Annotated in this window: 23 protein-coding genes, 1 tRNA gene and 2 pseudogenes; 16 read left to right on the top strand and 10 right to left on the bottom strand. The window is 60.2% G+C overall.

Features of this window, described 5'->3' with window-relative positions; genetic code table 11:
• The 5 genes and pseudogenes from HJD22_RS07400 to HJD22_RS07380 all read left to right on the top strand — a co-directional run bounded on the left by HJD22_RS07400 (nt 1) and on the right by HJD22_RS07380 (nt 5,285).
• Complete coding sequence (locus HJD22_RS07400) at nt 1–609, top strand: TRAP transporter small permease subunit (RefSeq protein ID WP_208654926.1); 609 nt, start codon at nt 1–3, stop codon at nt 607–609.
• Nucleotides 606–1,907 (top strand): TRAP transporter large permease, encoded by a 1,302-nt coding sequence (locus HJD22_RS07395; RefSeq protein ID WP_208654927.1) that lies wholly within the window; start codon nt 606–608, stop codon nt 1,905–1,907. Before HJD22_RS07400 ends, HJD22_RS07395 begins: the two co-directional genes overlap by 4 nt.
• On the top strand, nt 1,907–3,322 hold the full coding sequence (locus HJD22_RS07390; protein WP_208654928.1) for an amidase: 1,416 nt from the start codon (nt 1,907–1,909) through the stop codon (nt 3,320–3,322). Before HJD22_RS07395 ends, HJD22_RS07390 begins: the two co-directional genes overlap by 1 nt.
• Nucleotides 3,322–4,248 carry an allantoinase PuuE gene (puuE, locus tag HJD22_RS07385; protein WP_208654929.1) on the top strand — a complete coding sequence of 309 codons (927 nt, stop codon included), beginning with the start codon at nt 3,322–3,324 and terminating at the stop codon, nt 4,246–4,248. Before HJD22_RS07390 ends, puuE begins: the two co-directional genes overlap by 1 nt.
• 369 nt (nt 4,249–4,617) lie before the next feature.
• Nucleotides 4,618–5,285 (top strand): annotated as a pseudogene (locus HJD22_RS07380) (IS30 family transposase).
• 48 nt (nt 5,286–5,333) lie between these two features.
• Here HJD22_RS07380 and HJD22_RS07375 read toward each other — a convergent pair.
• Nucleotides 5,334–6,014, bottom strand: a complete 681-nt coding sequence (locus tag HJD22_RS07375; RefSeq protein ID WP_208654930.1) for a GntR family transcriptional regulator — start codon at nt 6,012–6,014, stop codon at nt 5,334–5,336.
• Nucleotides 6,015–6,380: 366 nt separating this feature from the next.
• Here HJD22_RS07375 and HJD22_RS07370 point away from each other — a divergent pair, with 366 nt between their 5' ends.
• The 10 genes from HJD22_RS07370 (at nt 6,381) to HJD22_RS07325 (ending at nt 15,460) form a co-directional block, all read left to right on the top strand.
• On the top strand, nt 6,381–7,379 hold the full coding sequence (locus HJD22_RS07370) for a TRAP transporter substrate-binding protein (protein WP_208654931.1): 999 nt from the start codon (nt 6,381–6,383) through the stop codon (nt 7,377–7,379).
• A gap of 8 nt (nt 7,380–7,387) precedes the next feature.
• Nucleotides 7,388–7,945: a TRAP transporter small permease gene (locus HJD22_RS07365; protein ID WP_208654932.1), complete on the top strand. Its 558-nt coding sequence runs from the start codon at nt 7,388–7,390 to the stop codon at nt 7,943–7,945.
• A complete protein-coding gene (locus tag HJD22_RS07360) occupies nt 7,942–9,222 on the top strand; it encodes a TRAP transporter large permease (protein WP_208654933.1) in 1,281 nt (426 codons plus the stop codon). The genes HJD22_RS07365 and HJD22_RS07360 overlap by 4 nt, the downstream gene beginning before the upstream one ends.
• A gap of 18 nt (nt 9,223–9,240) precedes the next feature.
• Nucleotides 9,241–10,614, top strand: a complete 1,374-nt coding sequence (locus HJD22_RS07355; protein ID WP_208654934.1) for an amidohydrolase family protein — start codon at nt 9,241–9,243, stop codon at nt 10,612–10,614.
• Nucleotides 10,615–10,639: 25 nt separating this feature from the next.
• Complete coding sequence (locus HJD22_RS07350) at nt 10,640–11,392, top strand: aspartate/glutamate racemase family protein (protein ID WP_208654935.1); 753 nt, start codon at nt 10,640–10,642, stop codon at nt 11,390–11,392.
• Nucleotides 11,389–11,847 carry a DUF3830 family protein gene (locus HJD22_RS07345; protein ID WP_248730151.1) on the top strand — a complete coding sequence of 153 codons (459 nt, stop codon included), beginning with the start codon at nt 11,389–11,391 and terminating at the stop codon, nt 11,845–11,847. Before HJD22_RS07350 ends, HJD22_RS07345 begins: the two co-directional genes overlap by 4 nt.
• Nucleotides 11,844–12,584: an aspartate/glutamate racemase family protein gene (locus HJD22_RS07340; RefSeq protein ID WP_248730150.1), complete on the top strand. Its 741-nt coding sequence runs from the start codon at nt 11,844–11,846 to the stop codon at nt 12,582–12,584. The genes HJD22_RS07345 and HJD22_RS07340 overlap by 4 nt, the downstream gene beginning before the upstream one ends.
• A complete protein-coding gene (gene hydA, locus HJD22_RS07335) occupies nt 12,577–14,019 on the top strand; it encodes a dihydropyrimidinase (protein ID WP_208654937.1) in 1,443 nt (480 codons plus the stop codon). The genes HJD22_RS07340 and hydA overlap by 8 nt, the downstream gene beginning before the upstream one ends.
• Entirely contained in the window at nt 14,013–14,378 is a 366-nt protein-coding gene (locus tag HJD22_RS07330; protein ID WP_208654938.1) for a hypothetical protein, read from the top strand. The genes hydA and HJD22_RS07330 overlap by 7 nt, the downstream gene beginning before the upstream one ends.
• A gap of 92 nt (nt 14,379–14,470) precedes the next feature.
• Complete coding sequence (locus tag HJD22_RS07325; RefSeq protein ID WP_208654939.1) at nt 14,471–15,460, top strand: IS481 family transposase; 990 nt, start codon at nt 14,471–14,473, stop codon at nt 15,458–15,460.
• 660 nt (nt 15,461–16,120) lie between these two features.
• On the opposite strand, the gene HJD22_RS07320 is transcribed toward HJD22_RS07325, so the two are convergent.
• The 9 genes and pseudogenes from HJD22_RS07320 to HJD22_RS07280 all read right to left on the bottom strand — a co-directional run bounded on the left by HJD22_RS07320 (nt 16,121) and on the right by HJD22_RS07280 (nt 23,418).
• On the bottom strand, nt 16,121–17,032 hold the full coding sequence (locus HJD22_RS07320) for an allantoinase PuuE (RefSeq protein ID WP_208654940.1): 912 nt from the start codon (nt 17,030–17,032) through the stop codon (nt 16,121–16,123).
• A 29-nt stretch (nt 17,033–17,061) separates the two neighbouring features.
• Nucleotides 17,062–17,538: an ureidoglycolate lyase gene (locus HJD22_RS07315; protein ID WP_208654941.1), complete on the bottom strand. Its 477-nt coding sequence runs from the start codon at nt 17,536–17,538 to the stop codon at nt 17,062–17,064.
• 33 nt (nt 17,539–17,571) lie between these two features.
• Entirely contained in the window at nt 17,572–18,417 is an 846-nt protein-coding gene (locus tag HJD22_RS07310) for an ABC transporter permease (RefSeq protein ID WP_208654942.1), read from the bottom strand.
• Complete coding sequence (locus tag HJD22_RS07305; RefSeq protein ID WP_208654943.1) at nt 18,410–19,255, bottom strand: ABC transporter permease; 846 nt, start codon at nt 19,253–19,255, stop codon at nt 18,410–18,412. Before HJD22_RS07305 ends, HJD22_RS07310 begins: the two co-directional genes overlap by 8 nt.
• Nucleotides 19,255–20,289, bottom strand: coding sequence for an extracellular solute-binding protein (locus tag HJD22_RS07300; RefSeq protein WP_208654944.1), 1,035 nt, complete (start codon nt 20,287–20,289; stop codon nt 19,255–19,257). Before HJD22_RS07300 ends, HJD22_RS07305 begins: the two co-directional genes overlap by 1 nt.
• Nucleotides 20,290–20,314: 25 nt before the next feature.
• Complete coding sequence (locus HJD22_RS07295) at nt 20,315–21,394, bottom strand: ABC transporter ATP-binding protein (RefSeq protein ID WP_208654945.1); 1,080 nt, start codon at nt 21,392–21,394, stop codon at nt 20,315–20,317.
• Nucleotides 21,395–22,010: 616 nt separating this feature from the next.
• Nucleotides 22,011–22,509 (bottom strand): annotated as a pseudogene (gene radC / locus HJD22_RS07290) (DNA repair protein RadC).
• 11 nt (nt 22,510–22,520) lie between these two features.
• Entirely contained in the window at nt 22,521–22,649 is a 129-nt protein-coding gene (locus HJD22_RS17960; RefSeq protein ID WP_283101587.1) for a hypothetical protein, read from the bottom strand.
• 692 nt (nt 22,650–23,341) lie between these two features.
• A tRNA-Arg gene (locus HJD22_RS07280) sits at nt 23,342–23,418 on the bottom strand.
• A 120-nt stretch (nt 23,419–23,538) separates the two neighbouring features.
• Between HJD22_RS07280 and HJD22_RS07275 the strand changes: the two genes are divergently transcribed.
• Nucleotides 23,539–25,032 (top strand): amidase, encoded by a 1,494-nt coding sequence (locus HJD22_RS07275; RefSeq protein ID WP_208654946.1) that lies wholly within the window; start codon nt 23,539–23,541, stop codon nt 25,030–25,032.
• Nucleotides 25,033–25,036 lie beyond the last annotated feature (4 nt).

The raw sequence follows: 25,036 nt of genomic DNA, 5'->3' as shown, positions 1-25,036 counted from the left end.
ATGCGTAACGACAGACTATTCGCCCCGCTGGAGCGGTTGACCAACTGGATGGCGGTGGCCTGCGGCTACGCCTGCCTCGGGCTTTGCTGCCTGATCGGCTACGAGATCGTCGCACGGCGGCTGCTCTCCCACTCGGTGCAGGGGGTCGATGAGATTGGCGGCTACGTGCTGGCTGTCACCGGTGCCGTCGGGTTCTCGGCAGCACTATTGAACCGCATGCACACCCGCATCGAGTTAGGCTTGCACCGCCTGCCGGCAGCGCTGCAGGGGGGGCTCAATTGTACGGCGGCGGTGCTATTGGCAGGGTTTGCCATCTTCATGCTGAGCCGGGTATGGGATGCCTGGCAGGAGAGTATTAGCTACGGTAGCCGCGCAAGTACCCCGCTGCAGACACCGCTGTGGATTCCCCAGGGGATCTGGCTAGCCGGGATGGCGCTGTTCGCCTTGGTGGCGGCGGCCCTGGCGCTGCATAGCATGTGGCTATTGATACGGGCGCGGCATGCCACGCTCAATACTCTCTATGGTCCGCCCTCCCTACAGGAGGAAATCGACAAGAGCATGACTGAGGCGGAGAGCCAACTGATGGGCAGCAAGGGTAAAACATCATGATCGATATCACCGGCGCCGCTATCGGCTTTGTCGTCATGCTGGTAATGATGATGCTCGGCGTGCACGTAGCCGTGTCGATTTTCTTGATCAGCATTCTCGGTGCGGTGGTTTATTTGTCACCGGCCATGCTCGGTACCTTTGGTATCCAGCTCTGGGCGGTGATGAACGACTTCTTGCTTACTGCAATTCCGTTGTTCATCTTGCTTGGCGAGCTGCTGCTGCGTAGCGGCGTGACCCAACGCATGTACTCGGGCCTAGCGGTATGGTTGGGCCGTCTGCCGGGCGGCTTGCTGCATACCAATATCGGTGCCAGCGGGCTATTCGCGGCGGTTTCCGGCTCCTCGGTGGCCACAGCGGCAACTATCTCCACTGTGGCGCTGCCGGAGTTCAAGCGGCGCGACTATAATGAGCGACTGGTGCTGGGCTCCATTGCCGCCGGGGCGACCCTGGGCATCCTGATTCCACCTAGCGTCAACCTGATCATCTACGGCGCCCTCACCGGTACCTCTGTGGGCAGGCTGTTCGCCGCTGGGTTGGTGCCGGGACTTTTGCTGATCACACTGTTCATGCTTGCCATCGCGCTGCTTTGCACGCTGTTTCCCAGCCTGGCAGGCAAGGCGGAGGAGAAAAGTTCCTGGGGAGTAAAGTTCACCAACCTCAAGCATTTGGTTCCGCCGCTGTTGGTGTTCGCGGTGGTGATGGGCAGCATCTACCTAGGCTGGGCCACCCCCACCGAGGCTGCCGCTGTGGGCGTGCTGATGGCGCTGGGACTGGCGATCTACAACCGCGCACTGAGCTTCGCCATGCTGCACGAGGCGTTCCTCTCCACGGTGCGTACCACGGCAATGATCCTGTTGATCATCGTGGCCGCCTTCTTCCTCAAGTTCATCGTCGGCGTGCTCGGTGTGCCCCAGGCGCTGACCAGCTTCGTCGCCTCCATGGAGCTCAGCGTGCTGGGCTTCCTGCTGGCGCTGGTGGTGTTCTACCTGATCCTCGGCTGCTTCATCGAGACCCTCTCGATGATGGTGGGGACCATTCCCATCGTCTTTCCCATCGTGGTGTTCATGGGCATCGACCCGGTGTGGTTCGGCATTTTTCTAGTGTTGATGATGGAATTGGCGTTAATTACCCCACCGGTGGGTATGAACCTTTTCGTGGTGCAAGGCGTGCGCCGGACAGGCTCGGTGACCGATGTCTTTTACGGCATCGTGCCCTTCGTATTAGTAATGCTGCTGGCCGTCGCGCTGATCATCGCTTTCCCGGGGCTGGTCACTTGGCTGCCCTATAGGTTGATGTAATGGATATGTTGAATCATTCCGCCACCCAGCTGGCCGAGCTGGTGCGGGAAGGCGAACTGAGTTCGCTCGAGCTTGTGGAGCTATGCCTGGGACGAATTCAGCTCTTAGACGATGAATTACGGGCCTTTATAAGCATAGATGGCGAGGGAGCCCGCCGTCAGGCCGAGAAATTCGATGCGCGCCGTAGCCGGGGCGAACCGATGGGGCCTCTACATGGCTTGCCGGTAGCGATCAAAGATGTGACCGCCACCGCCGGGCTGCGCACCACCCAGGGTTCGCTGTTGCTGAGTACCCACATGCCCACCGAGGATGCTCTCAGCGTGGCGCGGCTCAAGCGGGCCGGGGCCATCGTGCTGGGCAAGACCAATACGCCGGAGTTCGCCTTCGGCGCGGTGTGCACCAATGCCCTGCGCGGTCCCACCGCCAACCCCTGGGATACCCGGCTCACCTCAGGCGGCTCCAGCGGCGGCTCCGCCGTGGCGGTGGCCACCGGGATGGTGCCGCTGGCCCAGGGCACCGACTTCGGCGGCTCGGTGCGCACGCCGGCGGCCTTCTGCGGCTGCGTGGGGCTGCGTCCGACGCCGGGTACCATTGCCGAGCCCTCTCGTCCGCTAGGCTGGAGTACCCTGGCCACCCAGGGTGTGCTGACTCGCGGTATCGAGGATGCTTCCCTGATGCTCGCGGCGATGGCCGGTGAGCATCCCGATGACCCTACCTCTCGCGGTATGCCCTGGACCGCGCCGTCTAGTGTCGAACGATCGTTGAAGGTGGTTGCCTCCCTGACGCTGGGCGATGCCTATCCAGTCGAGCCCGAGGTGAGGGCAGCCTTCCAAGATGCCGTGGCGGGGCTGGAAGCTGCGCTGGGGCCGGTGGCCTTTGAGCATCCCGATGTCGGCGGCGGAGTGGAGGCCTTCAAGACGTTGCGGGCGGCGGAGTCGTGGCTGAAGTTTGGCGCGCTGGTGCGCGACCACGCCGATCGGCTCACCCCATCGTTCGTATGGAACGTCGAGCAGGGCCGCCACATCGGTGCAGAGGAGTACCTTCGGGCGGAGTGCACCCGCACGGCGATCTACCGCCGCTTTTTCGCCTTCCTCTCGCGCTTCGACGTGCTGGCGCTGCCCGCCACCAGCGTGCTTGCCTTTCCCAACACGCAGGAGGAGGTGGGGGAGATCGACGGCCAGCACTGCGAGTCGATCATCGACTACCTGGCCTGCACCTTCCTCGTCTCGCTAGTGGGTTTTCCGGTCATCACCTTGCCGGCGCCCCGGCAGCCCGGCGAGAAGCGCTTCGGCATCCAGCTCGTGGCTCGCCCCGGCAACGAGGCGCTGCTGCTCCAGGCGGCCCTGCATCTGGAGCGCCAAGGCTTCCGACACCACTGGCCGCCGCTCGCGGCGCCGAACGAAGGAGAATCCTGATGCCTTCGGCCATTCGCTTCGACCTGTCCGAGCGTCTGAACGACCTGCGCGGCTACGGCGAGACGCCGCCCCACGCCGCCTGGCCCGGCAACGCCCGGCTGGCGCTGTCGCTGGTGCTCAACGTCGAGGAGGGAGCGGAGCGCCATGTGATGGATGGCGACGCGGCCGCCGAGCACCTCAACGCTGACATGGTCTGCCCGCCCTGGCCAGGGCGGCGCAACCTCAACCTGGAGTCGCACTACGAGTACGGCAGCCGGGTTGGCGCATGGCGGTTGCTTGAGCTGTTCCGGCGACGCGGTGTGCCGATCACCGCCTTCGCCGTGGGCCAGGCGCTGGAGCGCATCCCGGAGCTCGCCGTACAGCTCAAACGCGACGGCCACGAGGTCGCCGCCCACGGTTGGCGTTGGATCGACTACCGCGACGTGCCGCCGGCGGAGGAGGCCGAACACATCGCGCGCACTATCGATACCATCACCCGCCTCACCGGCGAGCGCCCGCTGGGCTGGTACACCGGGCGCGGCAGCGAGATGACCCGTAAGCTGGTGATCGAGGAGGGCGGCTTTCTCTACGACTCTGACGCCTACAACGATGACTTACCCTACTGGGTACGTCATGCCCAAGGCCATCATCTAGTGCTGCCCTATGCCTTCGACACCAACGACATGCGATTCGCCTCCGCGCCCGGTTTCAACGGCGCCCGGGAGTGGCTCGACTATCTCGTCGATACCTTCGACTGGCTCTACCTCGAAGGCGAACGCCAGCCTCGCATGATGTCCGTGGGGCTGCATTGCCGACTCGCTGGGCGGCCCGGTCGCGCCCTAGCTCTGGAGCGCTTTCTCGAGCATGTAGCACGGCATCCAGATGTATGGGTGGCGCGCCGGGTGGATATCGCCAGGCACTGGCGGGAGCGCCACCCTGTGCCGTAAGGCTTAGATCACTCTTATTGAGCCCAAGTGCCGATCCACATGTGAAGCGACTATTTGCAACGAAGAGGTAGAACTCCATCGCCTGTTCTGAGGGCGGCCAGCCAGGGTGTCGAACGGCCTAACTAATATAATTTTTCAAAATTGAGTGGCCTAGATAATCACAACGAGTGGCTCCGGCCCGGCTGAATTAGGCACCGCTTTCTTGCCAAGGTGATTGGCGGAAGACTCATTATCCACTTATTTGGCAGAGCAGTACTCTATCTACTGAAGAAGGGCGGTCTCAATGACCAAGTGCAACACCTAACCCATTCGGTATGGTATTGCCATGACTCACTGCTACCGCCACCTTACTGCTGAAAAAAACGAGTTATGCTGATGCGAGCTCACCACTCGATCCGGACCATAGCGCGGCAACTGCGACGTTCACCTAGCACCATCTCACGGGAATTGGCACGGCACATGATCAGGGCTGACAAGGCCTATGATGCCAGTCTCGCCGGATACCGAGCCGGACTGACTCGCTGCCGGCCTCGCCGGCGACCCAAGCTGCATCCCGAGGGGGAGCTGTTCGAACTGGTGGTCTACCTGCTGCGCAAGTACTGGTCACCACAGCAGATAGCTCGCACACATGAAACGCATGTTCCCTGATGATTCTGACCGCCAGGTCTCACATGAAACGATCTATAACGCGCTCTACGTCATGCCTCGCGGCTCGCTCAAGAGGGAGCTGATCGCATGTCTGCGACAGGGTAAAGGTAAGCGACACCCTCGCAGCCGTGGCACGGATCGACGGCAACAGATTCCGGACCTGATCAGCATCCACCTGCGGCCTCCTGAGATCGAATATCGGCTGATGCCGGGTCACTGTGAAAGGAGTCCTCATCAGGGACCTGTCGGTCTACAGCCAGGAAGAACTCGATGAGATCGCCGACTCACTGAATACACGGCCGCGTAAGACACTGGACTGGCGAATGCCGCTAGAAGTCTACGCCGAGGTGCTCAAGAAATCTGTCGCCGGTCCGAGCGCCCTTCAATAGCGTTGCGCTTGGAACTTGAGACCACCAAGCCTTGGCGAGTCGCGAGCATCAACCGTACAGCGATTCCCAATGGATATCACGGCTAGGAGTAGCGTCAAGTTTCAGTTCGCGTTCGATATGATCCAAGTGATGCAGCATCAGATGGATGGCGGTAGCCTCATCCTGGGCGTCTATGGCATCAACGATCCGGCTGTGCTCGTCTTCCGGACAAGCCGGTGTCTGCGGCGCGTCGTAAAGGGCGATGATTAGGCAGGTGAGGGGGCATAGTTCGGTCATCAGCTTATGAATGAAACTGTTGCCGGCCAGTTCGGCGAGCAGAATATGAAAGCGTCCTGAGAGACGAATGATGCGCCGTCGGTCACCCTCCGCTCGGGCCTCTGCCTCTTGTTGAAGATGCTCGCGAAGTCGGGCCATGTCTAGTTCGCTGGCGCGGGCGATCACGCAACGGACAATCTCCGGTTCCACTAAGCGGCGGGTGGCGAATAAATCGCGGGCCTCGTTGGCAGTGGGGCGGGTAACAAAGGCGCCGCGGTTGGGGTGGAGCGTAACCAGCCCCTCCTGGGCAAGCAGTGTAAGCGCCTGGCGGATCTTGGTTCGACTAACCCCAAAGACGCTGGCCAACTTCTCCTCAACCAATTTAATCCCCGGGGGAAGCCGGTGCTCCATCACGGCATCGGTGATGCGGTCGGCAATCTGCTCGATAGCGGGTTTGTTGGGCGAAGCATCCATCGTTGATCCTGTCCTATCAATGTTGGCTCCAGTATGCCGCAGGCCAACGTGGGTCAATAGTGTTGTTCTGAACTAGCTGGTTAAGCGTTGCTTTCTTTGCCTAATGCACTGAAATTGCGCATCCATCCACATGAGTGCACTTTTTTGGTGATTATTATTCGAACTAATTGTACACAATTTGGTGATCAATTAGCTTGTGAAATATTATATACGAATTTTTTCACATTAAAACAGTGATTTGGAGTCGTAACTTACAGAGTAGAGATAGGAGTTATTCGGCATGGCATGAGGCTTGCTGATTCATCTGGGGTAAACGACGGCCCGGCATTTCGGCTGCTGCTAATGACAATCCCAAGAGAGGCTCATATGACCAAGATAAAAACCCTGAAACTGGCCGCGCTGGCGGCGGCAGTTATGCTGCTTTCATCCTCGGTACTGGCGACAGAACGGCTTAGGGTCGCCGGTAACTTCCCGACCGACCACTCTGTGTCGCGGGCCATGGAAGTGTTCAAGGAGCAGGTTGAGAGTGAGTCCAATGGCGACATCTCTGTCGAGCTGTTCCCGGCGATGCAACTGGGCGGCGCTACTGAGAATGTCGACCAGGTACGTTCGGGCAGTATCTTTGCGGTATTTACCTCGATTGCCTACTTTACTCGATCGGTGCCTGAGTATGAGGCGGTCAGCCTGCCATTTTTGTTCGATAGCCGCGATCAGGCCTTTGCAGTAATGGATGGGCCCGTTGGCGAGCATCTTGATGAAAAGATGGCTGAGCTGGGATTTGTCAACCTTGGCTATGGCGAACTGGGTTTCCGTCATGTCACCAACAATCTCCGCCCGATTACCTCTGTCGAGGACTTTGAGGGGATGCGCATCCGCCTGCAACCTAATGAAGTTCACCTGCAAACCTTCCGCGCATTGGGTGCGAATCCGGTGTCGATGGACGTTTCTGAGCTTTACTCGGCCCTCCAGCAGGGAGTGCTTGATGGTCAGGAAAACCCTTACAACATTATCGCAAGCCGTCGCTTCAATGAGGTCCAGGAGTACCTATCCGACAGCGGCCACTTCTATGACTTCATCAATGCTGTTGCCAATAAGCGTAGCTACGAGCGGCTCTCGGAAGAGCATCGTGACATCGTCGATGAGGCGATGGTGGCGGCCATGGAGTGGCAGCGTGAGGCAGCGGCAGAAGAGGAAGAGTCCTGGCGCGAGCAACTGATCGATGCGGGCATGGAGTTCACCCCTATTTCCTCGGAGCTGCGCGCCGAATTGCGTGAAGCGACAATGGAAGTCGCGGAGAGCCTCGCGGACCGGATTGACCCAGCATTCATCGAGCTGGTGATCCAGGAAGCCGAAGCGGCACAGTGAGGTCAGGCATGACACACACTTCTGCACCACACGCAGATGAACAGGTGCGGGGGTCTAAGCCCCCGCCACGTTCAAGCGCCTTTAGGCGAGCCAAGCGTATCGTCGAGCTGCTCGATACCACCACCTACTGGGGCATCGTGGCGGTGATGGGGCTGATGGCAATCATCGTCTCCCTGCAGGTGTTTTGGCGCTACGTGCTGGGGTCGTCGATTGATTCTGCCGATGAGCTCTCGCGTCTATTCTTTGTTTGGGCGATTTTCCTAGCAATTCCCCATGGCGTGAAGCACGGGGTTCATGTGGGTATCGATCTATTTGTCTTGCTGATGCCCGAATGGCTGAGAGAGTTGCTGTTTCGGCTGATGGCGGGTGCCTCGACGACCTTGATGCTGATGGTAATGCTCGGCGCCTGGGTGGCGACCCTTGATCGCTGGCCTGAACTGATGCCGACGCTGCCGGTCACCTCGGCGATTTATTACATCGCGGTGCTCATCTGCGGCGGACATGCCTTCCTGCATCTAGGCCTGCTGGCTTGGGGTGGGTCTCGGACCTGGGAGGAGCTGACATGACCTGGATTGCCATAGGGCTATTTCTGGGACTAGCCGTACTCGGCATGCCGCTAGCCTTCGCCTTAGGGTTTGGTTCACTGGCTGGCCTGTGGATGCTCGATTTCGAGCTGGTAGTGATGCCCCAAAGAATGTTGCACGCCGTCAACAGTTTCCCGCTGATGGCTATTCCGCTTTTCATGCTCGCCGGCGAGCTGATGGTGAGAGCCGGGATCATGGACCGGCTTATTTCATTTGCCAACAGTCTGGTGGGCAGGATGCACGGCGGCCTGGCCCACGTGACCATTACATCCGGGACTATTTTCGCGTCGGTGAGCGGTGCCGCAGTGGCTAGTGCCAGCGCGATGGGCAGCACGTTGGTTCCATCGTTGCGCAAGTATTACCCCGACGCCTACTCAGGGGCAGTGATCGCCTCCGCAGCCAATCTGGGGCCCGTGATTCCTCCCAGCAACGCAATGATTGTCTATGCCCTGATGGCCGGTTCCTCGGTGTCAGTGGGCGGTTTGTTCATAGCGGGAATCCTGCCCGGACTCTTGTTGGCCGTGGGCTTCATGGTCATTGCCAGCTGGATTTCATGGAAGCGTGGCTATCCGCTGACTGGCGAGCGCTTCAACCTCTGCAATGTGGCACGGCAGGCGCGGCGCGCCATCGTCATCATCCTGATGCCGGTCATCGTGGTGGGCGGCATCGTGGGTGGCATCTTCACCGCGACCGAGGGGGCTGCCATCGCGGTGGTTTACTCGGCCTTCATTGGCTTCGCCGTCACCCGTCGTCTGCGTATCGCCGATCTGCCGGGCTGTCTCTACCGTGCTGCGGTGACCTCGGCAATGGTGGGCGCGCTCATCGCGTTTGCCTCGGTGCTGACCTTCATTTTCACCATCGAGATGGTGCCGATGATGTTGTCATCGTTCATCCAGTCGCTGACCAGCGATCCCATGATCTTTATCCTGTTGACTATGGCGCTGCTGGTGGTGATTGGCATGCTGATCGAATCCAATGCCGCTTACATAATGCTGGTGCCACTGTTCGCGCCCGTCGCAGTGCTGTACGGCATCGATCCACTCTATTTCGGCTTTTTGTTCATGTACAACCTGGTGGTCGGCATGATGACGCCACCGGTTGGCGTGCTGTATTTCGTCATGAGCGGCATCACCAAGGTGCCAATGATGACGCTGGTCAGAGAGTCTTTTCCGTTCGTCGCCTTCCAGTTCGCGATCCTAGGGCTGTGCATCGCCTTTCCCCAAATCGTCACCGCGCTGCCTCGTGCACTCGGTTACTGAATCCTTGAGGAGCAGACCATGTCGACATACTCTCTGTTCGACGCCGAGCACCCAGCCGACCTGGTGATATACGGCGCGCGATTGCTGACTGTGGATCCGGAACTCGGTGAGATCGCCAACGGTCGCTTGGTGATTCATGAGGGTCGCCTGGTTGAGGTGGGGCCACACGATGTCGCTGAGCCGTTTCCCCCAGCCCGCCGCACTCTGGATATGCATGGACGAGTGATCATCCCAGGCTTCGTCAACGTTCATACCCATACCATCTTGAGTATGGTGCGTGGGGTGGCTGAAGACATGGGCTTCGCCCCGGCCTATACCCCGGGCGTGCCGCATGGTCATGAAGTCAGCGAAGAAGAATCGGTAGCATTGGCTCGACTGGGCGCCGCCGAGGCGCTGCTGTTCGGCTCGACCCTGATCAATGATAGCTATGTGCATGCCGATCTGACGCTGCCGGCGATGGGCGAGCTGGGTATGCGAGTGATCACCTGTGGTCGCATTCATGACGTCGATTTTAGTCGTGTCCATGAAGGGCTTTGGGAACATCGAACCGCGATTGGCGAGAAGACGTTGGGTGAAGCGGTGTCCCTGCATGAACGTTGGCAGGGCAAGATGGATGGTCGTTTAGGGGTCGAGCTGGCTGCCCATGCTCCGGACACCTGCTCTCGCGATCTGCTGGCGAAAGTTGCCGAGACCCGTGATGCCCTGGGAATCCGGGTCAATGGTCACCTCTCCCAGAGCCTCAAGGAAAATCGACGCGTCGAGGAGCGCGACGGCATGAGCCCGAGCGAGCTGCTCGAGGATGTCGGGCTGCTCGGGCCTCGCTTCACCGCTGCCCACTGCATGTACGTAAGCGACAGCGACATTGCTCGTATCGGTCGCTCGGGAACCAATATCGCCCACGTTCCGCGCGGCAACGCCACCGGCGGGCGAATCGCCCCCACCACCCGGCTACGTCAAGCCGGAGCGAATCTGACCCTGGCCACCGACAACATGCACGCCGATATGGTCGAGGTAATGCGCTGGGCGCTGATCATGGGGCGTGTCCAGGAAGGGGAGGTGAATGACATCTGGCAGCCTCACCACGTGCTGGAAATGGCCACTCTGAATGGAGCCAAGGCGCTTGGCCTTGAGCATGAGCTGGGGTCGCTGACCCCCGGCAAGCGCGCCGATCTGGCAATCTTTGATTTCCGTCGGCCGCACCTGGTCCCGCTGATCAATGCGCTTGGCAACCTGGTGCATACTGCCCAAGGGCGAGATGTGGAGATGGTGGTCTGCAACGGGCAGGTGGTGGTCGAAGGGGGCGAGCTGTGTCTGGCGGATACCCCGACGCTGTTGGCCGATGCCCAGCATGCTGCCGAGGCACTCTGGTCCCGTGCCCGGGCCCAGATTTGAACCTGAATGGCTCAGGGGAGCGCCAATGAAGCTGCTAATCGTCAACCCAAACATTTCCCATAGCGTCACCGAGTTGATCGAGGCTGAGGCGCGGCGTGCGGCTAGTCTAGACACCCAGTTGACCATGCGAACTGCCGCACTGGGCGTGGCCTATATCGAGACACGCGCCGAGGCTGCTATCGGCGCTTACGCGACGCTCAACGAGCTTGCCGAGCATTTCCAGGGGCATGATGCCGCCGTGGTGGCTGCCTTTGGCGACCCGGGTCTGGAGGCAGCCCGCGAGATGTTGCCCATACCAGTCGTCGGCCTGACGGAGAGTGCGCTGATGAGCGCCGCCATGCTAGGTGGGAAGATCGGTATCGTAGCTATCTCACGACGCATCCGTGCCTGGTATGCCGAGACCGTTGATCGCTATGGCATGACATCTCGTCTGGCCGGTATCCGCTGCCTGGACGAGCCTCTACCGAATATTGGCACGGTGCAGCAGGACAAGGGCGAACAGTTGGTTGCGCTTTGCGAGGCGGCGATTCGCCATGATGGTGCGGATGTCCTGATCATCGCGGGTGCGCCATTGGCCGGTTTGGCGCGCAGCGTTGCACAGCGCATACCGGTACCGGTGGTAGATGGCGTAAGTTGCGCGGTGCAACAGGCGGAATTGTTGGCAAGTCTCGGCCCCGCCAAGGCGACGGCGGGCAGCTACGCTGTACCGCCGGTAAAAGGCTCCGTGGGCTTGTCGCCGGCACTGGCACAGCTGATTGGCCGGGAGGACGTGCAGTGAGTCAACCTGAGTTGGCAGAGCGTGGCGTACGCCTGCGCCTGGTATCCAACGATCTCGAATTTGTTGCCGAGACCCGACCCGATGCGCCGCACAGCGCGGCGGCCTTCCTGGCGCTGCTGCCCTGGGAGACACAGCTGGTGCATGTGCGCTGGAGCGGTGAGGGGGTGTGGATTCCCCTGGGGGAAAGCGACTTCGCCCTGCCTTGGGAGAACCCCACCCGCTATCCCGCTCCTGGCGACATGCTGTTCTACCCCGGCGGATACAGCGAGACCGAGATACTGCTGGCCTACGGCCCGTGCAGCTTCGCCAGCAAGCTGGGCCCAATCGCCGGCAATCATTTCATGAGCCTGGGCGAAGGCCTCGAGCAGCTCCCGGAGCTGGGACGACGCTGCCTATGGCAGGGCGCCCAGCCGTTGTTCATTACTACCCACCCGACCACAGGAGCCTCCCGGTGACCTTGACCCGCAGCCGATTTGGCGTTCTCACGCCCTCTTCCAATACCGCCCTCGAGCCGCTCACCTCGGCCATGGTGGCTAAGGTCCCAGGGGTCAGCGCGCACTTCTCGCGCTTCACCGTGACCGAAATCGCCCTCAGCGCACGAGCCCTCGGCCAGTTCGATGATAGCCATGTGCTGGCGGCAGCACGCCTGTTGGCCGACGCCCGGGTCGATGTGATCGGCTGGAGCGGTACGTCGGCTGGCTGGCTAGGGTTCGACCATGACGTGACCTTGTGCCAGCGCATTACCGAAGAAACTGGCATCCGGGCGACGACCTCGATGCTGGCGCTGAATGAGATCCTCGCTGAATTCGGGCTGCGCGAGTTCGGTCTGGTGACCCCTTATACCGACGACGTGCAGCAGCGAATTCTTGACAATTATCGCGGCGAAGGATTTGCCGTGGTGGCCGAGGATCATTTGGGCATCAGCGAAAACTTCGCCTATGCCGAAGTCACCCCGGAAACGCTCACCGCCCAGGTACGGCGTGTGGCTCAGGGCGGGGCGCCAGCCATCGTGGTGGCCTGTACCAACCTCTGCTCAGCCTGCCTGGTACCCGAGTGGGAGGCGGAACTGGGGGTGCCGGTGCTGGATACCACGGCCACGGTAGTGTGGAAGATGCTGCGCATGACCGGTCATGGCGACGTGCCCGTGTCCGGCTGGGGCCAACTAATGGAAGGAATGATGGCGCATGGCTGAATTCGATCTGGTGATTCGGCGGGCGCGATGCGCCACCGCCGCCGATGTGTTCGAGGCTGATATCGGCATCCGCAACGGCACCATCGCAGCGCTGGGAAGCGGGCTTGCCGAAGGTCGCGAGGAGATCGATGCCGCGGGCCGCTGGGTACTGCCGGGAGGCATCGATGGGCATTGCCATCTGGATCAGCCCACCTCCGACGGCTCGAAGATGGCCGACGACTTTCTCACCGGTACCCGGTCGGCGGCCTGTGGCGGCACCACGACAGTATTTCCGTTCGCATGCCAGCTAAAAGGTCAGAGCCTGCGTGCCGCAGTGGACGACTATCACCGGCGTGCCGAAGGCAAAGCGTGTATCGACTACGCCTTCCATCTGATCGTTACCGACGCGACCCCCGACGTGCTGGCCAATGAGCTGCCCGCGCTGATCCGTGAAGGCTACACCTCGTTTAAGATCTACATGACCTACGACGACCTGAAGCTTTCAGACCGCGAAATCATCGATGTGCTGGCGGTGGCTCGCGAGCATGGCGCCATGGTCATGGTGCACGCCGAGAATGCTGACTGTATCGCCTGGCTCACCGAGCGCCTGCTCGCCCATGGCCATACCGCTCCCCGATACCATGCCGAGGCGCGGCCGATGTTAGTAGAGCGTGAGGCCACCCATCGCGCCATTGCATACGCCGAGCTTGTCGATGTGCCGATCCTGATCGTGCACGTGTCGGGGCGTGAGGCGATAGAGCAGCTGCGCTGGGCGCACAGTCACGGCCTGCGTGTTTATGCCGAGACATGTCCTCAGTATCTATTTCTGACCGCTGACGACCTCGGCATCGGTGATGATCATCACGGTGCCAAGTGCATCTGCAGTCCGCCGCCTCGCGACAAGGCCAATCAACAAGTGGTATGGGATGGCCTGGAGAGTGGCGCCTTCCAGATTTTTTCTTCGGATCATGCCCCGTTTACCTTCGATGGCCCACAAGGCAAGTTCGCTGCCGGCAGTGATGCTAGTTTTGAACGCATCCCCAATGGCATTCCGGGGCTGGAGACCCGCCTGGCGCTACTGTTCAGTCATGGCGTGGAGACTGGCCGCTTGACCATGCAGCAGTTCGTGGCGCTGACAGCCACCAATGTTGCTCGCATGTATGGGCTCTATCCGCGCAAGGGCTCAATTGCCGTAGGTGCAGATGCTGACCTCGTGATCTGGGAGACCGGCCTGAACCGACATATTCGCAATAGCGACCTGCATCATGGCGTTGACTACACCCCCTACGAGGGTATTTCAGTGTCGGCCTGGCCGGCCCTGACGCTGTCGCGTGGTGAAGTGGTGTGGCGCGATGGCGACTACCTGGGAGTCGCCGGGCGCGGTGAATTCCTACCCTGCGCATTACCCGCACCCGCACGGCCTAAACCACGGCCATCGGGAGGTGGCGCGTGGTAAGCCGCTCGAACACCACCGAGCTCACTGAAGCGCTGGCGACTGTGTGGCGGGGTGGCCCCGTGATAACGCCAGAGACGGCACAGCGACTGGCACCGCAAAGCGATGCCGATGCCTATGCCGTGCAGGCCGCCCTGGGGGCGACAATGGGCTGGTGGACCGAGGGGCGTCCGCGTGCTTGGAAGCTTGGCATAGGTCCGGTAACGGCGGCACCGATTCCTGACCATAGCTTGATGGCCTCGCCGGCACTGCTGCATCAGAACGACTGCTTCAGCCTATTCGGCATCGAGATCGAACTGGCCGTGCGTCTTGAGCACCCGCTCTACTCAGGGTGTCGGCGCAACGATGTCGCTACTTCGTAAGTGTAGGGTTCCGGATGATCAAATGAGCTATAGGAGTTATCCTCTGCTGGCAGCCAGGGAGCTTCTACAGCACTTCATTCGGGAGCAGGTTCATGGACATCAAACTGCATAAGCAGGCGACCACGACACCGAAGATCCGTGCCGAGATTCAGGCAGCACCCGCCAGCATCAGTGATAGTGAGCTGGCCCGTCAGTATGGCGTATCCGACTCGACTATCCGCCGTTGGCGTTACCGCGATGACGTGCTTGATCGGCCGCACACTCGGCATAACCTGCTTGCCACCCTCACGTCTGAGCAGGAAGAGGTGTTGATTGCAGCACGAGAATTCTTGAGACTTGGCCTCGATGATCTGCTGGTCGTGGCGCGCGAGTTCCTGAATCCTCGCCTGTCACGCTCCGGCCTGCACCGCATGCTCAAGCGACGTGAGGTGCCAACGCTTGCCGAGCTGGCCCAGCAAGATGCCGGCGGTGACGAGACGCCCAAGCACAAGCCCTTCAAGGACTACGTGCCGGGATACGTGCACATCGACATCAAGCACCTGCCCCAAATGCCCGGTGAGCAGAAAATACGCTACCTGTACGTGGCCATCGACCGAGCGACGCGCTGGGTGTATCTGGAGATCAGGAGCAGCCAGTCCGCGAAGGAAGCGCGAGCGTTCATGAAGCGGGTGGAAGAGAAGACTCCCTTCAAGATCCAGACGGTGCTGACCGACAACGGCAAGTCCTTCACGGATCGCTTCACGCGAGCCGGTGAGCGCAAGCCCAGCGGCCGCCACCTCTTCGACCAGGAATGCCAGGCCCATGGCATCGAGCATCGCCTGATCAAGCCGGGTCGGCCACAGACGAACGGCATGGTGGAGCGCTTCAACGGCCGTATCAGCGACGTGTTGGCCACTCGGCGCTATGTGTCAGGCGAGGACTTGGAACAAACGCTCAAACGCTATTGTTGGCTGTACAATCACCATATCTCGCAAAAGGCGCTGTACCATCAATCACCGATTGCAGCGATGAAGGAATGGCAGGCTAAACGACCTGAGCTATTTACCAAACGGGTAATCAGTCATGCGGCACCCGACACGTAAGAACTAAAGAAATGCATGGGCGCGCTTCCAGTATATTGGTGAAGCTGGTTGGAACATATGTCCTGTATGTATCGAGATAGAAATCTAACAATGCCAGTCAAAGCGAAGGCTTTCGTTCCGGCTTACGCCTCTACTACAATGCAGCGCTTGCTGGCGGTGTTATATCAAAGTCACCTGAGAATCCGTTTCTGGCCGATAGATGACATGCGCATTATATAGTCGTTTTCTTTACGCGTGGTGACCGCCCCTCTAAAATGCTCTTAAGGGGAAGTTGTCTGTAAAGAAATTACATAAATATTTCTGCTTTTTGAAACAGGTATTTCTTATTCTTAATGGGCCTGTCCCAAGGGATGGCTCTGAGGCAGTGTTCAGGACATTATGTGGAGTGCTGATATTTGGCAATCTCGCCTCTGCGTAGATATTGCCATGCACCTCTGGCCAAGATGCCAAGATGCTTCCCTGTAAGACTCTGCTTGCCTTTGGCGGAGTTCCTGCCACCAGGGGAGAATCGCGTGGGCTCTTTCCTTCCGCCGGTGTGTCCAATAATCCCTCCTTCCTTTGGTTTAGGCCCGACGCTCAGAGCAGCATGTAAGAAAACCAAGATGGCGGCAGGCTGCTAGTAGAAAGTTTTAGGACGCAATCACGATATTGCATATTTAATCAACTACCTGAGAAGGGGTGGGTCTTGGCCCAATGGTTGGCGATATCACATCGGCGTGTGACCCAGACGTCTTCATGACTCATGACGTAATCTAGGAAGCGTTGCAATCCGACAGCCCTAGCGGGATGCCCAACCAGGCGCATGTGCAGACCCACTGACATCATCTTGGGTGTGGTCGCGCCTTCGGCGTAGAGCATGTCGAAGGCATCCTTGAGGAAGCCGAACCACTGGTCGGAGTTACCCATCCAGCCGGCGTACTTGCCGTCGTTGTTGGTCAGCGAGTAGGGCACCACCAGGTGCGGCTCGCCCTCGACTAGCTGCCAGAAGGGGAGTTCGTCGGCGTAGGAGTCGGAGTCATAGACGAAGCCGCCCTCCTCGTGCAACAGCCGGCGGGTGTTGAGGCTGGGCCCGTAGCGGCAATACCAGCCCAGGGGACGGGAGCCGACGCTCTTCTCCAGTGAGGCGACCGCCTTGCGGATATGCTCGCGCTCTTCTTCCTCGCTCAATTCGAAATGCTTGATCCATCGCCAGCCATGACAGCAAACGTCGTAGCCGGCTTCGCGGATCTTCTGCGCCGCCTGTGGATTGCGCTCCAGTGCCAGTGCGCATCCGAATACCGTCATGGGCAGATTTCGCTCTTCGAACAGGCGCACCAGGCGCCAGAAGCCTACCCGGCTACCGTATTCGAACATGCTTTCGGCGGCCAGGTCCCGGCCGGAGTCGCACTGGTTGAGGCCATGGGCTTCGGTGAGGCCGGTTTCGGTGTAGCTTTCGCCGTCCTGGAAGGAGGGCTCCGAACCTTCCTCATAATTCATGACGAAGTTGAGGGCTAGGCGGGCGCCGTTGGGCCACTGCGCCTGGGGTGGTCGGTCGGCGTAGCCGATGAAGTCGCGTTCGGGTGTCCAGCTCATCGCGGGCTCCTGCGTAACTTGAAAAAAGCTTAGGGAAGGTTGACGGTCATGGGGCTCACGTCGACGAATTCTTCATCTCCGCCGTCACCTGTTAGCCACATGAATACGGCAAAGGTGGCGGAGGCGCCCAATACGGTCACGCCGTGATGCCAGATATTGGGCCGGTAGGTCACGCCCTGGTCGCCGCGTGCCATGAAGACTTGCAACTGGTCCATATCGGGAGCGCCGGAGGCATCATGGGGCGCGACGATGACGATCCAGCTATCCACGTCGATAGGAACGAAGGATTGCGAGGAGAACTCGTGTCGCTCCAGCATCTCCACCCGCAGCGGCCGTTTGGGGGAAGGCTCGATGAGACTAATGGAGAGGCTGGGCTTGGCACTTTCCCGCAGGTTGCCCAGGGTATCGCTGTAGAAGTGGCGACCGGGCGACCGTGGCAAGTCGAGCACCTCGCCGAACTGTGCGAAGCTCTCCTGGGTTAGTGGTTGGGCTGTAATGGCTGTCACGCTTGATCTCCTTTGAATGCAGCGTTCAGTCGTTCAGTCGTTCAGTCGTCTGGAGAGGCCGACTAGGCGCTCCATGACAAGCATCAGTACGAGAACGGAAGCGATGAAGATGCCCGATACCGCGGCGATGCGCACGTCTAAGGTGGATTCCATCATGCCCCACAGGCGTATCGGCAGCATTTCGCTGCGGGGGCTGGAGAGGAACAGCGACACAGGCACGTTGTCAATGGAAGCCATGAACGCCATGAAGCATCCCGCCACCAGGCCGGGAAAGATGATCGGCAGCGTGATGCGCCGGAACGAGTACCAGCGCGTCGCGCCTAGACTCGCCGAGCACTCCAGTAGGGTGCCGTCGAGCTGGGCCAGGCTAGCGCCGGTCGTACGCAGTACGAAGGGGGTGACCATCACGATGTGCCCGATGGCGATCAGAGCCAGGGAGGGACGGAAGCCGATCAGGGTAAAGTAGACCAGTGCCGCCAGGCCGAAGGCGATGCCAGGCAGGATCAGTGGAGACATGAATAGCGAGTCCATGACACGCGCACCGCGTCGGCGCGACCGAGCGATGGCGAGCGAAGCCATGCAGCCCAGCACGGCGGCCGCCAGGGAGGACATCAGAGCCACGAGCAGGCTGTTACCGGCCGCCTGATGGATGGGAGCGGACCGGGCGCTGAACAGCTCCTGATACCAGCGCAGGGAGAGTCCTGTGGGCGGGAAGCGCAGCGTCTGGCCGTCGGTCAGCGAGGTGATCAGCATGATCACCACCGGCCCGAGGAGGATCAGCAGCGCCACGCCGGCCACCGTATAGATGCATGCCGAGTAAGACACATCGGCCAGCGACTTGTAGCTTGGCAGGTGTTTGAGAGAAAGCCTGTTAGACATACAGATGCCTCATGCTGCGTTTCCCCACTAGTGTGACCAATGCGATGCACAGGGAAACGAACACCAGGAGGACGATGGCTCCCACCGCGGCCAACGGCCAGTTGTAGAGCACCGAAGCTTGCTGCCAGATCACCAATGGCAGGTAGATGAGCCGGTTGCCGCCGATGATGGAGTGGGAGATGAACGCCGTAGTTGAACTGGCGAACACCAGGATGCAGCCAGCTATCAAACCGGGGAAGCTCAGCGGCACGATTACCTTGAACAGCGTGCCCCAGCGCGATGCGCCAAGGGAGGTGGAAGCATCGATCAGGTTGGGATCGATGCGCGCCATGACACTGATCAGCGGCAATAGCATTAGCGGCATTTCGATCTGAGTCAGAGAGATGACCAAGCCCAACTCCGTCTGCAGTAGCCGGATCGGTGTGGAGGTCAGCCCCAGCGCCATGATAGTCTGGTTGATGACGCCCTGTTCGCTGAGGATCACGATCCAGGCGAAGGTGCGCACCACCACTGAGAGCAGCATGGGCATCAGAATGATGAACAGCAGTATTCTTTTCGCCCGTGGGCCGGCTTGTATATAGACCAGGGCCAGCGGATAGCCGATCAGGATGGTGGCGCACACGGTATAGGCGCCCAGCTTGATGGTGTCGAATGTAACCTTCCAGTAGAAGGCGTCGCCGACGAAGCGTTTCCATGACCCCAGGCCCGGCTGAGTCAGCATTTCGTCATTGAAGAAGCTAACGCCGATGAGCAGCATCAAGGGAGCCGCGAAGAAGGCGATATAGAACAGGCTTAGCGGCAACGCCAGTTGCCACTGAGCCGACTTTGGCAGCCGCATCAGCTAGCCACTTCGCGGTTGAAACGCTCGATCCACTCGGCGCGACGAGGGTTAATTAGCGACCAGTCGTGCTGAATCATGCCGGCAATTTCGCTCATGTCGCTCAGCGGAAGGTCGCTGGCCAGGGTCACCTCGGAGTTGACCGGCGCCATGAAGTAGGGGGCCTGCATGAGTTGCTGCTGGACCGGAGTGGAGAGCACGGTATCGATGTACTTGTAGGCGTTGACGACTTCGCTCGCGCCCCGGGCGATATGCATAGTAGTGAAAAAGGTGATGACACCGCTGGCGGGCCTTACGAATTCGATGTCGATGCCTCGAGCGCGCAGGGTGCCGACGGTCTGAGTGTTGGTGTACATGATGTCGCACTGGCCCTGCTGGAACAGGCTGGGCATGGAGGCCGGCGTGCCGATAGTGGCTACGTGGGGGAGTATGCGCTGCAACTCTTTGAAGAAAGGCTCGACATTCTCCTCGGAACCGCCGAATGCTTTGGCCATCTCGATGATCGAGACGGTACCGAAGGTGGTTTGAAAGCCGGTCAGACCGAGCCGTGAAACGTAGGGCTCCTCGAACAGGTCGGCCCAGTCCGTCGGCGGCGTGTCGAAGCGATTGGGGTTGTAGGCGATACCCACGAACTGGGCAGCGACCGGCACGCCATGCTCGTCGGCCATGCCGGGCTCGAGGTAGGCGGAGCTTTCCAGCCGCGAGGCATCGAAGGTATCGACCAGGCCGTTCTCGATGGCCATCACTCGGGGGCCGGGATCGAGCACGAAGGTATCGAAGGAGGGATTGCCGCGCGCCGCCCGCGCCTGGGCGATCTGGTCGACCGCGAACAACGGCTGCATCTGCAGATCGATGCCATGAGCCTCTCTTAGGGCTTCGGCGACGATGCTGCGATACGCTTCTTCCCAGGCCCCGGGATAGATGGCCGTAGTCGCGCTGCCCTGCTGGGCGAACGCCAGTTTGGGGAACATGGCGAGGGCGCTCATGGCGCCCGCTCCGGCCAGAAGTTGGCGGCGAGTGATATGCGGGTTCATCTTCTTTCTCCTTGTTTTTGTCGGCTCAATCGATGGGAAATACCTTGGGGCTTGCTTCCGGCCTCAGACCGCACCAATGGGGGATGGCGGTATCGATGTCCGACCGGTTTTCGCTGCGTGAGGCGGTGATCTTCAGTTCGGCTCCGTCCCGGGTCCAAGCCTGGTGGATCACCGTCGGACCGATGGGCATGTGCAATCCCAGTTTCACCGGCCAGCTGGCGTCGCTGGGCTGGGGAGAAAGGGACAACTGCTCCGGCCGGACGGAGACCGTCACCCGCTGGCCGGTCGCGAGGCCGTTCGTCGCGGGCAGCGCCAGCCGAACGCCGGCGTCCAGTTCGATTTCGAGACGCTCGGGCGAGGCGGCGATGATCTTGCCCTTAATCATGTTCGTCGTGCCGATAAAGTTGTTGACGAAGAGGGTCTGTGGATCGTCGTAGATCGCGGAGGGAGAGCCCACCTGCTCGATGCGGCCTTGGTTCATCACCGCGATCCTGTCGGCTACGCTCATGGCCTCCTCTTGGTCGTGGGTGACCAGTATTGCGGTAAGGCCAAGCTCACGCTGAAGGCGCTTGATCTCGATCTGCATATCGAGTCTCAAGTTCTTGTCGAGAGCGCTGAAAGGTTCGTCAAGCAGCAGAATGTGGGGCTCGATGGCGATGGCGCGGGCCAGGGCGACGCGCTGCTGCTGTCCACCGGAAAGCTGCTTCGGATAGCGGTCGGCAATATGTGGGAGTTGCACTATATCGAGGCATTCGCGCACGCGCTCCTTCACCTTGGCACGCGACTCGCCCTTGGCGTCGAGGCCGTAAGCGACATTCTGGGCGACCGTCAGATGAGGGAATAGTGCATAGTTCTGGAAGACGATGCCGATGTTTCTCTGATTGGGGCGCAGGTTGTCGATAGCATGTCCACCGACCATGATGCTGCCTAAGCTTTGCGAGACGAATCCGGCGATGATTCTCAGCAGAGTGGTCTTGCCACATCCCGAAGGTCCTAGCAGAGCAATTATTTCCCCGGCTTCGACGGAGAGCGAGACATCGTCAACTGCTAGAAATTCGCCATAGCGGTGCGTAACGGATTCAATGTCCAGCGTATATCCAGGCATGCGCTTGCCTTATATTTTACAAGGGAGGCTAAAATCACTCAATCTAATGCAATCGCCAGGCCAACTAGAGAGGGGGAGGAGGGATTAGGGGGAAAAGACTTTTAATTCAACTTAATGTGAGTGTTGAAAATATTTTGGACGTCATGAGAAAAGAGCGACATTCACCTAATATTGTTCAAGTCGACAGGAGAAATGACGCGGAGGTCCCATTGTGGTGCAAGCGGTGCCTGTCAAGATAGTTGAAGACGTGGTTATGCAGCTTTCTAATGATCAGAATATGACCGCTGATGTAGTGTGCATGACATTGTTAGCGCTCCATGCACTCGGAAACGAATGAATCAGTGGATGTTTAGAGGCTGTAGAGCGGGATGGCTAGGCGCGGGGCTGATGTAACCCCTTACCTAGACGTAGTAATATTGTGTCTGAACTTTTCAGGGCTTCAGCTTGGTTTAATATGTAAAGAAAATAAAGGTTTGTCTGCGAAGGGAGGCATCAGCCAATATGATTGGTGATGTCGAAGGAATAGTCCGCTTCGGCCGATAGCTGCCAAAAAACAGTGACCGCTGGCAAGCCGGCGCCGCCCTTGTTGGGAAGCACCGGCGTTGCGTTCTTGAGTTCAGAGATACCCCCGCTCCGCAAATGACTCGCATCCCTCACTACCGACCACGATGTGATCAATAACCCGGATCTCCACCAGCCCCAGCGCTTCCTTGAGTCGCTGGGTGATGCGCCGGTCGGCGTTGCTAGGTTCGGGGTCACCGCTTGGATGATTGTGAACCAGGACCACCGCAGTGGCATTGTTGATCAAGGCCTGCTTGACCACTTCTCGCGGGTAGACGTTGGCCGCGTCGAGGGTACCGCGGAACAGCTCCTCAAATTTGATCACCCGATGCTGGCTATTCGAGGAAGATGACACTGAACACCTCGTGCTCGTAGTCCTGCAACAGAATCTGCAGGTACTCGAAGGCCAGCGCCGGCTGGGTGATCTTGCGTCCCCTGGCCAGACGGCGGCGGGCAAAGGCCTTGGCGATGCTCAGGAGCTCCACTTCGGTCACCGTGTCAGTGATGCGATAGGTACCGGCGGTCTCGCCGGCACTCAGCTTGCGATGGTGCATGATGTCTCTTCTCAGGCCGCCATCACTTGTGCCATGCGGCGCTCCATTTCCTCGTAGAACGCCTCGACCCGCTCGGCGATGGCGCGGATCAGCACCTCGTCCCGGTAGGCGCAATCCTCAAGGTCATGACTTGCAGACAAAATCCGCCCATTCCTGCCTCATCGCCCGCCGCTTCTCGAACAGGCCACCACACCGATAGGCAGCCTCCACCTTGTTCATGATGGAGTGGGCCAGTGCTATTTCGGCAACGTCTCGGGGGTAGCTGGTGGCCTCGCCGGTCCAAGCTCGAACGGAAGCCATGGGGCACGTAGTCGCCATGGCAAGGCCGAAGCCCATGCCTCGCATCAGCTGCAGCATGGCCATGTTCGACATCGGGCGCCCATATCGTGCCCCAGAAAATATGTAGGGACTACCAGCGATCTTGGTGCTGACAAAAGTACAACCAAGGCTTGCTTGGGTACACAGGGCGCACGGCGTGCCTTCATCTTATCGGCGGAGATTGTTCAGGTCTCATTGTCGAGGTCGATCTCTGACCACCCTGTACGTAGGACTTCCGAAGTGCGTGTCGCTGTCAGGATCAAAAGATGCAGTGCTTTGGAAATGCTGGTGTAGCCATGAAGCTCGGTCATGAAGGCGGCGGCCTCATCGTATGACTGGCTGGAGAGTTTGACAGGTGCCATTGGAGCGCGTGAGAAATTACTGTGGGGTCTAGCTCAGCTTTGAGGCTGATAGTGAAGACCTACCGAACATCTTTGTTGGGGTCGCTGTTGGGGTCGGGATCAAAGGTGAAAAGAGTTCGAGGCGAAGGGGTTGGTTAACTTGTTGATTTTACTGGCGCCCCCTTCAGGATTCGAACCTGAGACCTTCCCCTTAGGAGGGGGACGCTCTATCCAGCTGAGCTAAGGGGGCAAAACGCGCGAGCATTATAAGCGCTTGAGGCGGCAAGATAAACCCGGGCGGGTCCGGTAGGCTGCAGCCCTTGCGCCAGGGTATGGTCATTACATTCACCTACCCTTGGCGGAGCGGCCGATGACCGAGCAGGAGTACCAGGCGCAGGATGCAACATCGCTGGCGGCGCTGATCCGCCAAGGCGAGGTCAGCCGCGACGAGGTATTCGACGTGGCGTGCCGGCTCATCGAGCGCGACAACCCGGTGCTCGGGGCCGTGGTGCGCACACGCTACGAGAGGGCGCGCGAGGAGCTACGACACGTCAACCCGGAGGCTCCCTTCGCCGGGGTGCCGTTTCTGACCAAGGACTTGCTCACGGCGATTGCCGGCGAGCCGCTCGCCTCCGGCAGTGCCGCGCTCCAGCACTGGCGCGCTGAAAGAGACTCGTCCCTGATGCGGCGCTACCGTCGTGCCGGGCTTGCGATACTGGGCCAGACCGCGACACCGGAACTGGGGCTGATGGGCATCACCGAGCCCAAGGCCTTCGCTCATCCGCATAACCCTTGGGATTCAATGCGCTCGCCAGGCGGCTCCAGCGGCGGCGCGGCGGCGGCCGTCGCGGCGGGCCTGGTGCCAATGGCCGGTGGCGGCGATGGTGGTGGCTCGCTACGCATCCCGGCCAGCTATTGCGGTCTGTTCGGCTTCAAACCCTCTCGCGGGCGAGTGCCCCTCGGCCCTCAGCATGCTGAGGTATGGGAGGGCGCGGTCGTCGAGCACGTGCTGACCCGCAGCGTGCGCGACAGTGCGGCCGTACTCGACGCGACCAACGGCATGGATCGCGGCGCCCCCTTCCCTCTAGCCCGAGAGCAGGGCTTTCTCGAGGCGACTCGACAGCCGCCTGGGCGCTTGCGAGTGGCGGTATCGCTGGGCGATCCGTTCGGCAAGGCGCTGGGAACCAAGCTCCATCCCGAGGTCCGCCGGGCCGTGGAAAAGGCGGCGGCCCAATTGGAAGGGCTAGGCCACCATGTTCAGTGGCAGGAGCCGCCGGTGGATGGCGAGCGGCTGTCGGAGAGCTATCTAATGCTCTATCTGGGGCAGATGCCGGCGCAGCTTGCCTGGATCGCCGAGCAGACCGGCGTTCCCGTGGGGCAGCTTGATATCGAACCCACGACCCGTGCCCTCGGTCGGCTGGGACGAAGTCTCAAGGCAGGTGACTATATACACTCGAGGCAATTCTGGAATGCGCTGGCGCGAGACATGGCCGCGTTCCACCAGTGCTCCGATCTGTTGCTGATGCCCGTGGTTGCGGGCCCGCCTCCAGTGCGTGGCGAGCTCTATCCCAGCGCGATGCGTGAACGCATGATGTCGCTGCTGGCAATTCCCGGGCTGCCTTCGCTGGCGCTGCGGTTGGGGGCGCTCAAGTCGCTGGCAAGGGAGGCGCTGCGTCATACGCCCTATACCCAGCTTGCCAATCTTACCGGCCAGCCAGCCATGTCGTTGCCGCTGCATGTCACGCCTGACGGGCTGCCGGTGGGCGTTCAGGTGATCGGGGCAATGGGCGATGAGAGGACACTGCTGCAGCTGGCCGCCCAGGTCGAGGCCGAGGTGCGCTGGGAGCAGCGCCTGCCTCGCTAAATCG

Origin of the sequence: Halomonas sp. TA22, from assembly GCF_013009075.1 — a bacterium.
Taxonomy (GTDB): domain Bacteria; phylum Pseudomonadota; class Gammaproteobacteria; order Pseudomonadales; family Halomonadaceae; genus TA22.
Note: the sequence above shows the minus strand (reverse complement) of the source record. Positions and strands in the feature narration are given on the sequence as shown.